Here is a 12,941-nt window from a genome sequence, read left to right as displayed (position 1 = left end):
CTTACAACATTGAATCAATGGTCGATTTCAATTTGCTTTTCAATTTGGCGGGATTGGTTCGCGCATTTAAAAACGCATCGTTCGTAACATCAGACTTCTTGTCTCCGCTGACAATTATTAGAGCTGTCCCGCTAATTTTATATTTTCCAACCAACGGGTTGTTTTTTTCTTCTTCTCTGTTTATGGATTCAAAACTTACTTTGTCGCCATAGTACTCTTTGATTGCCTCTTTTGCAACCGATTCTACTGCCTGACAGGTTTCGCAACGGCGGGTTGCATGAAAATAATAGGCTTTAACTTCACTTGATTTTTGAGTGCCGCTACAAGCGACTTTAGTACTGGCCGAATTTTCGGCTGCCGTACCGCTGCAACATTGAGCCGAAACTGAGATTACTCCCACTAACAGTACAAAAACTAAAGTATAAACTAATTTCATCATGGTCTGACTGATTATTTGGTTAATAATTTTGAGATTTCATCGACCGAAGGAACTTTTCCTTTTACCACAACTTTACCGTCGATAACCAAAGCTGGAGTTGTCATTACGCCAAACTGCATAATTTCAACAATATCTTCCACTTTCGTTACGGTAGCGTTTACACCGGTTTTTGCGACGGCTTCGTTTGTTACTTTTTCAAGCGATTTGCATTTGGCACATCCTGTACCCAGAACTTTAATTTCCATGTTTGCAAGTTTCAAATTGTTTAAGTCCATGTGTTTTCTTTTTTTAGTTCGCTATTCGCAAAACAACGAACGTTTGTTTCAAATTTTTTTAGATTCCCAAAAACTGTTTGAAAAGCTGTTGCGCTTCTTTCCAGTTTTCCTTGTTGATACAATATTTTATTCTTGGCGATTCAATTTCGCCCTGAATTAGTCCAGCGTCTTTCAATTCTTTGAGGTGTTGCGATAAGGTAGATTTTGCAATCGGTAATTCATCGCTCAAATCGCCACTGTAGCAACAACTTTGGGTTGAAAGCAATTCCAAAACATACATCCGTACCGGATGCCCCATTGCCTTGGCGTACCTTGCAGCTCTAATTTGTTTGTCTGTTGTAACTGATTTTAAACTCATCCTGTTCGTAAATTTGCGAACAAAGGTAAATGCTTTTTTTGAATTGCGATAACCAATTGTCATTTTTTTTTCGCGCAATGGAACGATTGAGCTTTTTGCAAGTTAGCAAAACCAACTCCGGAGGATTTGAAAGCCTATAAAACTCGCCGAAACATGCGGCTTGTTCGACTCCGGCCGGAGTCGTATCACAAACCCGGCTGGATACATTCTTCCTATAAACATACGATGCCTCCGGCATCTTATAACATTCGCAGACTAGGTTCGCATTACATTCCTGCAAAGAATGAAGCACTCGCCCCCTCTTTAATAGCAACCATTAATTCTTTTAGCTTATCTAATTTTGCAACTTCAAAAATAACTGTATATTTGTAACCATTGAACAATGTTTAACAACGTGGTTATGAATAGTTATTTATCATTATCGGAAACAGCTGCTCTTATCGGCAAAAGTAAAGAAACATTGCGAAGATGGGATAAAGAAGGCATACTAAATGCCATCCGTGAACCAGTTTCAAATTATAGGGTTTACAAAAAGACTGATGTTCAGGCACTGTTAGGTTTGTTTTATGATGAAGATATTAAAGATAACGTTTCAAATTATGCAGAACCTCAAAATCAATATTCTGCACTAGAACTTTTTGCAGGTGCTGGAGGTCTGGCCATTGGTTTAGAAAAAGCTGGAATAAAATGTGTCGCACTAAACGAAATTGACAAATGGGCATGTCAAACTCTTAGAAAGAACAGACCGAAATGGAATGTTTTAGAGGGTGATATTAAAGATTTCAATTTTTCACATTTTTATAATTCTGTTGATGTAGTAACCGGAGGTTTTCCTTGTCAAGCTTTTAGTTATGCAGGCAAAAAACTGGGTTTAGATGATGCAAGAGGAACTCTGTTTTATGAATTTGCCAGAGTTGTTAAAGAAGTCAATCCCCCAATTTGTATCGGTGAAAATGTACGTGGCCTTTTAAGTCATGAGAATGGAAAAACCTTACAAGGAATGATTTCAATACTTGATGAAATCGGATATAATGTCATGCCAATACAAGTTTTGAAAGCTATCTATTATCGAGTGCCACAGAAAAGAGAAAGGCTAATCTTAGTAGGAGTTAGAAAAGATATTAACCTGACTTTTGAATATCCAAAACCACATAACAAAGTTTATAATCTCAAAGATGCACTAAAAAAGAGTGAACTTTTCGATACTGATGTTCCAAAATCTCAAGGTGCAAGTTACCCAGAGTATAAAAAAAGGATTCTAGACTTAGTTCCACCAAAGGGATACTGGCGAGACTTACCTACGGATATCCAAAAAGAATACATGGGTGGAAGTTTTTATTTGGGTGGAGGAAAAACAGGAATGGCACGTAGAATTGGATGGGATGAACCATCGTTGACACTAACCTGTAGCCCTGCTCAAAAACAAACTGAGAGATGCCACCCTGAAGAAACTCGCCCTTTCACTGTTCGAGAATACGCTCGGATTCAGACCTTTCCTGACGAATGGAAATTTTCGGGTTCAATTGCGCAGCAATACAAACAGATTGGCAATGCTGTGCCGGTTAATTTAGGGCAAGAAGTAGGGTTCTCAATTGTCAAGTTTTTGAATGAATTTTATTCTATGAAAAATCAAAAAGTGAAGAAGCATTAATTTCAGATGCTAAAATTTCACACCCTTTGTTGATTAAGTCTTTTGTATCAATGTTATTAATACTTTTGTGCAGTTCATAAACTAAGCTATTATAGAAATCTGGATAACCCGTAATTCTGTGCCAAAACTCTTTTCCAACAATAACAGGATGAGTTTTATCAATAGCTTTATAATGCATACTTAATTCATTTATTTCGCCATATAGAACTCCAACTATAAAGTCCGAGTTGCTTATTCCTTTAAAAGCATTATTTGTTCTCGCTAAATTAATGGTCTTAGTAAATTTCTGAACTAATGGTTTCACATCTTCCGAGTTAATTGTATTTGGACCAGATTTTAATTGACACCATTTTTTCCTTTGATCAATCTGATCAATAAATTCAATATCCATTCCTTTTATTAAAGACCCACTTGCAATTTCTAGATCAACAAACATGTTTTGAATTCTTGTCCCAAAAGATGTATTTATAGAAGTCCCTAGCACACGCGGGTAAAACAAAGCTTTAGCTACTCCTTCAGGACTATAATTACCTTCAAGAACTCTTGATAAGTATTTTACGACTATGGGATTTATATTATATGACTTTAATCTGGAATTCCTTTTTAGTGATGCTTCAATATGATTATTGAAAATATTTATCTCAAAATATTCAACAATCTTCTGTACCAGTATTTTCTCTTTCATGTTCTATTCTCTATAAATTCAAAGATAACAATTTTCGTTTTGTTAAACCATCGCTCTTTTCTCTAGTTGCATCCAACGCCAGAGTCTCAAAAAGCTACCCAACAAAACACCTCATGATTTCTCAGATCGCTTTATAAAGGCCAACCCAATTTACGATAAATATTCTTTAGACTGTTTTCAAATTTGTGGGAAAGATGGTCAAACACGCACGGCGAAATAAAATCAAATCCAGAGGATTTGAATGTTTATAGAACTCGCCGGAACATGCGGCTTGTTCGACTCCGGCCGGAGTCGAATCACAAACCCGGCTGGATACATTCTTGCTATAAACATGCGATGCCTCCGGCATCGATGGATCTAATTCTGGCTTTCGAAGAGCGAGGAATTTATACGATTTTGGCTTTCAACACACGAAATACCTGCTCGGCTGTATCGGCAAGCAATTCGGGCGCATTCGCAATGCAGGCATCGAGCGAAGCCGGGCCCTTTGGCAACGCGAAGATGGAGGTAAACCCTTCGCCGTAAAGTTCGCGGTAGCCTTCACCTAAGAATCCGGCAAAAGCGAACAGCGGTTTTTTGTATTTTTTAGCCAGCTGTGCTACTCCCCAAGGTGTTTTTCCGTGTTTGGTCTGGCTGTCCATTTTACCTTCGCCTGTCAACACGAAGTCGGCTTCCATGACTGCTGCCTCCAGCTTGGTTTGTTCTTTCACAATATCGAATCCGGCTTGCAGACGGCCACCGGCAAAGGCCACCAATCCGGCGCCCAATCCCCCGGCCGCGCCACTTCCGGGCAACGAGAGCACATCAATCTTCAAATCGCGACGAATAATCTCTGCAAAATGCGCCAGGTTCCGATCGAGCATATCAACCACTTCGGGGGTGGCACCTTTCTGCGGGCCGTAAACAGCCGACGCTCCGTTTGGGCCGGTAAGCGGGTTGCTTACATCGCAAGCCACTAAAACTTCGGTTTGCGCCAGTAATGGATTCAGTTCGCTCGCATCAATCGACTCAATTCGACCCAACGAACCGCCTCCCTGCGACACTTTATCGCCATTCTTATCCGGGAAACGGTAACCCAACGCCCGAGCCATGCCCATCCCTCCGTCGTTTGTTGCACTTCCGCCAATGCCAATGATAATGCGTCCGCACCCCTTTTTCATCGCGTCAACCATCAGTTGTCCGGTTCCAAAGGTTGTTGTTTGCAGGGGGTCGCGCTCCTCCGGCTTCAGCAATTCAATCCCCGAGGCAGCCGCCATCTCAATCACCGCCGTTCCATCGGGAAGAATACCATAAAAAGCCAGTACCGGACGCCTCAACGGATCGAACACCTGAATGCTCACCCGTTCGCCACCTAAAGCTGAAAGCATGGTTTGCACAAACCCCTCGCCCCCATCGGCAACCGGGATCGATTTAATCTCGGCCTCAGGAAATACGCGGCGTACACCATCGGCCAGAAAACGAGCTACATCAGCAGCTTCCAGGCAATCTTTAAATGAATCGGGAGCAATTAATATCTTCATGGCATGGTAGTTTTGCGGTACTGATGTTTCATATTTTTAATATCGAACAGCCTCCGAAAGCTTGAAATCGGCTGAGCACTTTTTAATCTTCAATTTCACTTCCGGAGATGTATTCCATTGTTTCTGACTCTGTTTAAATCATAAATCGGGTACGCAACCATAAGCTTTGATAAGGTTTCATTTCGATGCACTCGGGATTCAGCAAATCCCAGGTAAGCATATCGCGACAAAACTCCATCAATCCGGCCGGGAGCACTACCTCCTGCTTCTTATTGGTAAGATTAAAGAGGCAAACCACCGACTCTTCCATCCGATCGGTTTTTCGAAGCAGACAGAAAAACTCGTTCCCCAAATCGATGACCAACTGTTGGGTTTCGGGCGAAAAAGCAACCGTATTGCGCCGAATACCCGTTCGCTGATTCAACTCAGCCAAAATGGTGGCATGCTGCGAATTGTCTTGCAACAAATCAGTCAGCTCATCAAGTTCAAACTTTCTCCGATTGATCGAACGATTTACTCCGGTTTTTTCCAGCCCTTCGTTATCATTCGGAATGCCGAACAAGTTTAGAAAGTAGAAAGCCGGTACGCCCTGCAACGACAACATGATGGTTTGCGACAGCAAAAACCGGTCAAGCTGATATTCGTCCACTCCATCGCGCGTTCCTTTTAGCGCGTCGAAGAACGTGACGTTAATTTCGTACGGCACATGCGTATCGCCCAATTGCCGGGTGGTAACCCGCGCGCCGAACTCCTTCAGCTTTTCGATCATGGGCAGCTTCTCTTCGTCGGGCATAATTCCCTCTAGTGGTCGAACCCCAATTCCATCGTGCGACGACGTAAAATTGAGATACGTAGTTCCGCGACGCGGATCGCTCAACTCTTTCGCCCAGTTGGTAAAGTAAGACCCGTTGCCGGTATGCAGCGCATGCAAAATGAGCGGAGGTAGGGCAAACTGGTAGATCAGATGCGCCTCGTCGCCCAAGCCAAAATAGGTAATGTTTTCGCGATGCGGCACATTCGTTTCAGTCAGCAACAGCGCCCCCGGATAACAATAGTCCATCACATCGCGGAACAGGCTCACGACTTCGTGCGTTTCATTTTCGTGCATGCAGGCGGTTCCCGAAGCTTTCCATAAAAACGCGATGGCATCTAAACGAACCACCCGAATTCCTTTCGCCATGTAGAAGAGGAAAACACTGAGCATCTCCTTCAGCAACTCGGGATTCGAGTAATCCAGGTCAACCTGATCGGCGCTAAATGTTGTCCACACCTTTTTAGGTCCGTTCACAGTGGAATATTCGGTCAACAGCGGACTGCTTCTTGGGCGAATAACATGAGTGGTATCAAAGTCATCGGGAGGCACAAAGAAATAATTCCGCCCGGGCTTTTTCCCTTCCCGAAATTGTTTAAACCACACGCCCACGCTACTGGCATGATTGGCAACCAAATCAGCCATCAATATAAAATCAGTCTCCAGTGACTCAATATCATCCCAATGACCCAATTCCGGATCCACCGCATAAAAATCCTTCACTGAAAACCCATCATCGCTACTGTACGGAAAAAATGGAAGAATATGAATGGTGGAAATCATGCTCTTCAATTTATCGGTGGCAAACTGATGGAGTGTATGCAACGGGGCTTCGCCCTTGCGTTTGATCACATCGCCGTAGGTAATCAGGAACACTTGTTTTTCGTCCCAGCCCGGACGTTTCCGGGGTGTTTTATTTTTGCGCTCGTCAATAAAGTCGCAAAGTTCATTAATCCAATCTTCCGAAAGGTTCTTCTTATAAATCCGGTTCAACCGGTTGCGTATTTTCGACTTCGTGCGAATGTCCATTGCCTGGCTTTTTAAGTTCAATCTTTTGAATTTCGGGGTTCGGGTTCATGAAAGGCCAACATCCAGACACAGATGCCGCCTGTCTGCGATCGGGCGTTAGACCTCGCTATTATCTAATTCCACAATCTCGTTAAATTGTTCCAACACATCCGGAATCGCGTCAATAACCCGTTTCCACGAAGGAATGAAAGGAATGAGATCGGGATTGTCTAAAAAGTCGACTCCGGCGCGATAAATATTCTGCGCAAACATATCAACCGACTGTTCCTCTTTGTGGCGATCCATACTCAGCCCGTTGATTGACGCGTCGGCTGCGTATTGCTCCACCATATCGAGCGCAAGACGTAAGTAAACCGCTTTCACAGTGCGAACGGTTCCTTTGCTGAATACAGAACCTTGTGTGGCCAACTTGGCAAAAATACTCCGGGCAATATCGAAACTCATTTTCGAAAGTCCGCGTGTGGGATCGTTGTTCGATTCTTCCTGATGTTTATGATCGTAAGCGTCGGCAATTTCAACCTGACAAATGCGATTGGTCGCGTTATTTCGTTGTACTTCCGATAGAATTCCAACTTCCAACCCCCAGTCTGAAGGAATACGAACAGTCTTCATAATATCGGCCCGCATTGAAAATTCCCCGGCCAGGATATAGCGGAAATGATCGAGAAAATCGAGGTATTCATTAGCCGGAAATATCTTTTTCAGGGAACGGATCAATGGAGTCACCATCAGGCGGGTAACCCGCCCGTTCAGTTTAACGCCATCGGAACGGTAGTAAAATCCTTTACAGAATTTATAGTTGAAAGTTGGGTCGGCCACCGGATACAGCAACCTCGCCAGCATATCCTTGTTGTAGGTAATTACATCGGCATCGTGCAGTGCAATGGCCTCTGACCGGCCCGAGGCAATCATGTATCCAAAACAAAGCCACACATTTCGTCCTTTACCGGGGTCGCCAATAAAGATCATCTTTTCCTCGAACAGCTTTCGCAATTGCATCATTCGGGGGCCGTCGTTCCAAAGCACCCGGCATCGGCAATTTTCGTTACTTAGCTCGGCAAAGTATTGTTTCGCATGTTGGTATTGGCTTTTTGACGCCTGATCCAAACCGATTGTAATCTCGGTGAGATAGGGAACTTCTTTCAGGGTATCAACAATATGTTTCAGGGCCGGTTTTTCCAGCTCGCTGTACAACGCCGGGATTATTAATCCCATTTTGCGTTTTCTGGAGAACTTAACAAGTTTTTTCTCTAAATACTCCTGAGTTGAGTAGTTCAGGTTGTGCAAGGTTGTTATTCCTCCGTTTTGATGAAAATCGCCCATATTCGGTTTTTTTAGGTTTTTTTTAAACTATTTCAAGTAGCTGTCTAAGTTCTGTAATCACATAATCCGGCTGAATTTTTGAGGCTTGAGGATGATCTTTCCGCAGTCGGTAAGCTCGCTTGTCGCCAGCATAGAAACAGGTTTTAAAGCCCACTTGTTGCGCCGCGTAGATATCTTTCAGCATATCGTTTCCAACATACAGCACATCCTGTGGTTTCAGGCCCCGTTTGGCCAAGGGTTCAACCAACGCTTCATACACTGCCGTATCCGGTTTCCCCTTCAACATTTTATAGCTGAAAACGGAGAGATCGCGTTCAAATCCATCCAGAAATTCTTCACCATGAATTTTTCCTGAAAAGAAATAATTCATCATCACCGGTGTGTAAAATTGCGCATTGGACACGATTCCCAGCGGATAGCCTTTATCCCGCAACGCGTCGATGGTTTCTTTCATTTTTGGCATTGGCCAAACCTGGTTACTACTGAGCTCGAAAATAAAGGTAAACAAACGTAAGTCGGCCTGCTCCAAGCCTTTAATCAAGCCTTGATCTTCAGCCCGGCCAAGTGTCTTTCGCCAAATGTCTACAATATTCAGTTCGGGAAACGGTATTCCCGCAGCTTTGGCATCTTCTTTTCCACGAATCACTTCTTCCTCAAAAAGAGGATGAATCGCCATCAGTCCGGCTTTCGGAACCAGCGTTTCAAAACCGGCTGCATCCAGCGACCGTTTAAACATGCCGGCATCGTAGCCGGCTTGCATAATATCGCCCGAGGCCGAAATAATCAGCGTTCCGTAAATATCGAAAATTACTGCTTTGATATTTTTATCCGCAGAAAAAGAAGGGACAGCACCGGTTGGAATCAACTCCATCGGTTGTATTTGATGTAAAAAAGGTGCTAGATGATCGAGGTACGACAAATTCATAGGACGATATTAAAATGAGATTCATAAAACAAAATGTGGCACCTATTTATAACAGGCCGCATTTAAAATTGTGCGTTCTCAAGATATCAAAATCTGTTCGATTATTATCTTTTGGCTTGCTTCGCGCCCAAAATATTGGTGAAAAGTTAACAAAGTTGGCCCGGTTCTGAACGGAAGAAATTTTCATCGCTGTTTCATCGACAAACGGTTTCTGAATTCTTGTTTAATTACAACTAACCGCCTGGTCTCGCTGGCATTTTTACTCATTTGGATGATTACCTTTGTCCAACTGCAAATGTTGAATTCAACGAACGAACAACTATGATACAGGATATTTTCCCCCATCGATTTAACAACCAGTATCTCGCCAACCAACGAATGAACGAAGCGGATTGGGTATTTCATTTTCGGGGAAATGAATTATTGGTAAAGATTGAAGGAAACACGGTTGTACTTCCGCAACGAAAGGATTTTCCGGAGCTCTCGGAGCAAACACCGGCTACCTTTTTGTTTCAACTAAATGAGCGGTCCTGCTTCCTGATAACGAACCTCCGTGAGAACTCCCAAGAGGGGCTGGAATACAAGGACATGAGTTTTTTCCGAACCATCGATCAGCCCGAAGTTGCGTGGGTTGCCGTGGCGGCCTTCCAATTGAAAAACTGGTATGCGCTAAATAAGTTCTGCGGACAGTGCGGGTCGCCCACCAAACACAAAACTGATGAAAGGGCGCTGATGTGCCCGGCTTGCAAAACTGTTTTCTTTCCAAAAATATCACCGGCCATTATTGTCGCCATCCTTAGCAACGACAAAATACTGCTGGCCCGCAACGCCAGCTTTACCGGCAACCGCTTTGCTTTAATTGCCGGTTATGTTGATGTTGGAGAAACCATTGAACAAGCTGTCCGGCGCGAAATTAAGGAAGAAGTAGGACTCAGCGTCACCAACATTCGTTATTACGACAGTCAACCCTGGCCCCTGTCCGGATCGCTTATGATTGGCTTTATTGCTGAAGCCGACGAGGAACAACCGATTGTGATCGACAACAAAGAAATTGTTGAAGCGGGTTGGTTTTCGAGGGGAAACCTTCCAAATCATCCGAACACCTCCAGCATTGCCGGCGAGCTGATTGCCAGGTTCGAGCGGGGCGAGCTGCTGAGTCAATCATTCTGCCCTACAGAGGAACAGATGCGTTAATAGCGGCCAGTTTCCGTCGCCGAATTATTCCAGTTCAACGCAAACGACAGACTCGAAAGAATCACTATTTTCGCGCCGCCAAACCACGAAACACTAACCCGACGAAAGCTTTTTTCAACAATTTGTTGTAATTAATTGCTTCAACCTACGACCTATGTTACAGAAACATTGTTGAATCTATTTTACTTACAACTCTATAAGCATGAAACAAGTTCTTTATTTTCCGGCCGTATTACTGGTGCTGCTCACAGCAGCATGCGGCCCAAATCAACAATCAAAAAACAGCACAATGGGAGAAAACCCGTTACTCAGCGCCAGCAGTTTACCATACGGCGCGCCCGATTTTACAGTCATCAAAAACGAGCACTTTCAGCCTGCTATTGAGCAAGGAATGAACGAACACCTGGCTGAAATTGAAGCCATTGCCAACAACACCGAAGAACCGACCTTTGACAACACGTTGGTAGCAATGGAAAAAAGTGGCCGGTTGCTAGATCACGCCAGCGGAGTTTTTGGGTTGCTGGCCGGTGCAAACACCAATCCCGAAATCCAACAGATTGAAGAAGAGATGGCCCCCAAATTGTCTGCTCATCGCGATGCCATTTACATGAACGACAAACTGTTTCAACGCGTAAAAAGCATTTATGAGCAACGCGAAAGCCTGGGACTGGATGCCGAGTCGCTGAAACTGGTTGACTACTACTTCAAAAAATTTGAACAGGCCGGCGCCAACCTTTCGGCTGAAGCCAAAGAACAAATGAAAAAGCTGAACGGTGAAGAAGCGACTTTGAATACCAAATTCACCAACATCATGATGGCAGCAGCCAATGCCAGCGCGCTGGTAGTGGATGATAAAGCTGAACTGGAAGGTCTTTCGGATGGCGAGATTGCCGCGGCAGCTCAAAAAGCCGAGGCTGCAGGGATGACCGGGAAATACATGATTCCGATTCTGAACACAACCCAACAGCCGGCTCTGCAGTCACTGAAAAACCGCGAGACCAGAGAGAAACTATTCAAAGCATCATGGAGTCGTGCCGAACAGAGCGACGAAAACGACACACGCGCGATGATTCTTCGCATGGCCGAAATTCGTGCTGAGAAGGCCGAATTAAATGGTTTTCAGAATTATGCCGAATGGAAACTGCAGAACCAAATGGCGAAAACACCGGAAGCTGCGATTGGATTACTAAGCAAACTGGCTCCGCAAGCAACAACCAAGGCTAAAGCCGAAGCCGCCGACATTCAGAAACTGATTGACAAGCAAGGCGGTAACTTCAAACTGGCCGCCTGGGATTGGAATTTCTATGCCGAACAGGTGCGCAAAGAGAAATTTGACCTGGACGGCAGCCAGATCAAGCCCTACTTCGAAATGTACAATGTATTGGAGAATGGCGTGTTTTATGCCGCTACTCAACTTTACGGAATCACATTCAAAGAACGTAACGACATTCCGGTGTACAACGAAGATGTTCGCGTTTTTGAGATCTTCAACGAAGATGGCTCAGCGATCGGACTGTTCTATGTTGACCTTTTCAAACGGGATAACAAATCGGGTGGCGCATGGATGGGAAACATCGTAGAACAATCGAGACTGCTAGGCGACAAACCAGTTATCTACAATGTATGTAACTTTGCTAAGCCAGCCCCGGGCGAACCGGCCCTAATCAGCTACGACGATGTAACAACCATGTTCCACGAGTTTGGCCACGCCACCCATGGATTGTTTGCCGACCAAACCTACCCAAGCCTATCGGGAACCAATGTAGCCCGCGACTTTGTTGAGCTTCCATCGCAATTCAACGAGCACTGGGCTTTATACCCAACTGTTTTTGCGAATTACGCGAAGCATTACAAAACCGGCGAGCCAATGCCACAAGAGCTGGTCGAAAAAATTAAGAAATCAGCCACATTCAACCAAGGGTATGCTTTTTCAGAATTTTTGGAAGCAGCGATACTCGATATGGAATGGCATACACTTACAACTGCCGACAAGGTAGAAGATGTTAATGCCTTTGAAGTGGAAGCTTTGAAAAAGAATGGTGCCTATCTGGACGAAGTTCCTCCACGCTACCGCACCAGCTACTTCAAACACGTTTGGGGTGGCGGTTATGCGGCAGGCTACTATGCCTATTGCTGGGCCGAAGTGCTGGACAACGATGCCTTTGCCTGGTTTGAGGAGAACGGTGGCCTGACTCGTGAAAACGGCCAACGTTTCCGTGATATGATTCTTTCGCGTGGGAACACCGAAGATTTCACAAAAATGTTCCGCGATTTCAGAGGTCAAGATCCTACAATCGAACCATTGCTGAAAAAGCGGGGATTACTCTAACCAATGATATTGGTAATTCTTCATTCCGTACTTGCTTCAGCGCCTCTCACTGGTTCAGTAACAGCTGCTGAAGCAAACTCGGGATGACGGACAAGCCACCCTATAAAAAACCCGGCACTTCGAAAAGGCCGGGTTTTTTGCTTGCTGTTTAATTGAAAAAAACCACCCTAAAGGCGTATGCTTCTATTTTGACCGAACTGCTGATGGATCGGGCATCACTACGGCCAGAATGAAATAGACCAAAATCAGCACCGGGTTGAAGAAACTAAACACTCCCCATAGCAAACGGATGATCACCGGATCTATTTCGGGGTTAATATACTCGGATATGCCGCCGCAAACACCGGCTAAAACGCGGTCGTAAGATTTCATTAATCGTTTCATTGCTTAATTGTTTTTATG

Annotated in this window: 12 protein-coding genes; 3 read left to right on the top strand and 9 right to left on the bottom strand. The window is 44.3% G+C overall.

The window, feature by feature from the left end:
• Position 1 precedes the first annotated feature (1 nt).
• From ABZD21_RS09910 to ABZD21_RS09900, 3 genes are read right to left on the bottom strand one after another with little or no spacing between them, the layout of a single operon-like run.
• Positions 2-439 carry a nitrophenyl compound nitroreductase subunit ArsF family protein gene (locus ABZD21_RS09910; protein ID WP_372774820.1) on the bottom strand — a complete coding sequence of 146 codons (438 nt, stop codon included), beginning with the start codon at positions 437-439 and terminating at the stop codon, positions 2-4.
• A gap of 11 nt (positions 440-450) precedes the next feature.
• The gene (locus ABZD21_RS09905; RefSeq protein ID WP_372774819.1) at positions 451-714 is read right to left on the bottom strand and encodes a thioredoxin family protein; all 264 of its coding nucleotides are present in this window, start codon (positions 712-714) and stop codon (positions 451-453) included.
• 58 nt (positions 715-772) lie between these two features.
• Entirely contained in the window at positions 773-1,072 is a 300-nt protein-coding gene (locus ABZD21_RS09900) for an ArsR/SmtB family transcription factor (RefSeq protein ID WP_372774818.1), read from the bottom strand.
• Between the two features lie 400 nt (positions 1,073-1,472).
• Between ABZD21_RS09900 and dcm the strand changes: the two genes are divergently transcribed.
• The gene (gene dcm, locus ABZD21_RS09895) at positions 1,473-2,723 is read left to right on the top strand and encodes a DNA (cytosine-5-)-methyltransferase (protein WP_372774817.1); all 1,251 of its coding nucleotides are present in this window, start codon (positions 1,473-1,475) and stop codon (positions 2,721-2,723) included.
• Here the strand turns inward: dcm and ABZD21_RS09890 are convergent.
• From ABZD21_RS09890 to ABZD21_RS09870, 5 genes are all read right to left on the bottom strand, one after another.
• Positions 2,692-3,408 (bottom strand): PmeII family type II restriction endonuclease, encoded by a 717-nt coding sequence (locus ABZD21_RS09890; protein ID WP_372774816.1) that lies wholly within the window; start codon positions 3,406-3,408, stop codon positions 2,692-2,694. The two genes, dcm and ABZD21_RS09890, sit on opposite strands and share 32 nt — an antisense overlap.
• 386 nt (positions 3,409-3,794) lie before the next feature.
• A complete protein-coding gene (locus ABZD21_RS09885; protein ID WP_372774815.1) occupies positions 3,795-4,928 on the bottom strand; it encodes a glycerate kinase in 1,134 nt (377 codons plus the stop codon).
• A 133-nt stretch (positions 4,929-5,061) separates the two neighbouring features.
• The gene (locus ABZD21_RS09880) at positions 5,062-6,768 is read right to left on the bottom strand and encodes a sugar phosphorylase (RefSeq protein ID WP_372774814.1); all 1,707 of its coding nucleotides are present in this window, start codon (positions 6,766-6,768) and stop codon (positions 5,062-5,064) included.
• A gap of 96 nt (positions 6,769-6,864) precedes the next feature.
• A complete protein-coding gene (locus ABZD21_RS09875; protein ID WP_372774813.1) occupies positions 6,865-8,091 on the bottom strand; it encodes a glucosyl-3-phosphoglycerate synthase in 1,227 nt (408 codons plus the stop codon).
• A gap of 22 nt (positions 8,092-8,113) precedes the next feature.
• Positions 8,114-8,962 carry an HAD family hydrolase gene (locus ABZD21_RS09870; RefSeq protein ID WP_372774812.1) on the bottom strand — a complete coding sequence of 283 codons (849 nt, stop codon included), beginning with the start codon at positions 8,960-8,962 and terminating at the stop codon, positions 8,114-8,116.
• Positions 8,963-9,337: 375 nt separating this feature from the next.
• Between ABZD21_RS09870 and nudC the strand changes: the two genes are divergently transcribed.
• Both nudC and dcp read left to right on the top strand, forming a co-directional pair.
• On the top strand, positions 9,338-10,210 hold the full coding sequence (gene nudC / locus ABZD21_RS09865; protein WP_372774811.1) for an NAD(+) diphosphatase: 873 nt from the start codon (positions 9,338-9,340) through the stop codon (positions 10,208-10,210).
• A gap of 202 nt (positions 10,211-10,412) precedes the next feature.
• Positions 10,413-12,539 (top strand): peptidyl-dipeptidase Dcp, encoded by a 2,127-nt coding sequence (dcp, locus tag ABZD21_RS09860; RefSeq protein WP_372774810.1) that lies wholly within the window; start codon positions 10,413-10,415, stop codon positions 12,537-12,539.
• Between the two features lie 183 nt (positions 12,540-12,722).
• On the opposite strand, the gene ABZD21_RS09855 is transcribed toward dcp, so the two are convergent.
• On the bottom strand, positions 12,723-12,923 hold the full coding sequence (locus ABZD21_RS09855) for a PspC domain-containing protein (protein WP_372774809.1): 201 nt from the start codon (positions 12,921-12,923) through the stop codon (positions 12,723-12,725).
• Between the last annotated feature and the right edge of the window lie 18 nt (positions 12,924-12,941).

The sequence above is a fragment of the Mangrovibacterium sp. genome (assembly GCF_041596335.1).
GTDB lineage: Bacteria > Bacteroidota > Bacteroidia > Bacteroidales > Prolixibacteraceae > Mangrovibacterium.
The sequence above is the reverse complement of the archived record's forward strand: the minus strand, read 5'-3'. Positions and strand labels throughout refer to the sequence as shown.

Coding starts and splice junctions, on each gene's coding strand:
- ABZD21_RS09910 (WP_372774820.1), bottom strand. CDS start 439: ATGATGAAATTAGTTTATACTTTAGTTTTTGTACTGTTAGTGGGAGTA.
- ABZD21_RS09905 (WP_372774819.1), bottom strand. CDS start 714: ATGGACTTAAACAATTTGAAACTTGCAAACATGGAAATTAAAGTTCTG.
- ABZD21_RS09900 (WP_372774818.1), bottom strand. CDS start 1,072: ATGAGTTTAAAATCAGTTACAACAGACAAACAAATTAGAGCTGCAAGG.
- dcm (WP_372774817.1), top strand. CDS start 1,473: ATGAATAGTTATTTATCATTATCGGAAACAGCTGCTCTTATCGGCAAA.
- ABZD21_RS09890 (WP_372774816.1), bottom strand. CDS start 3,408: ATGAAAGAGAAAATACTGGTACAGAAGATTGTTGAATATTTTGAGATA.
- ABZD21_RS09885 (WP_372774815.1), bottom strand. CDS start 4,928: ATGAAGATATTAATTGCTCCCGATTCATTTAAAGATTGCCTGGAAGCT.
- ABZD21_RS09880 (WP_372774814.1), bottom strand. CDS start 6,768: ATGGACATTCGCACGAAGTCGAAAATACGCAACCGGTTGAACCGGATT.
- ABZD21_RS09875 (WP_372774813.1), bottom strand. CDS start 8,091: ATGGGCGATTTTCATCAAAACGGAGGAATAACAACCTTGCACAACCTG.
- ABZD21_RS09870 (WP_372774812.1), bottom strand. CDS start 8,962: ATGGAGTTGATTCCAACCGGTGCTGTCCCTTCTTTTTCTGCGGATAAA.
- nudC (WP_372774811.1), top strand. CDS start 9,338: ATGATACAGGATATTTTCCCCCATCGATTTAACAACCAGTATCTCGCC.
- dcp (WP_372774810.1), top strand. CDS start 10,413: ATGAAACAAGTTCTTTATTTTCCGGCCGTATTACTGGTGCTGCTCACA.
- ABZD21_RS09855 (WP_372774809.1), bottom strand. CDS start 12,923: ATGAAACGATTAATGAAATCTTACGACCGCGTTTTAGCCGGTGTTTGC.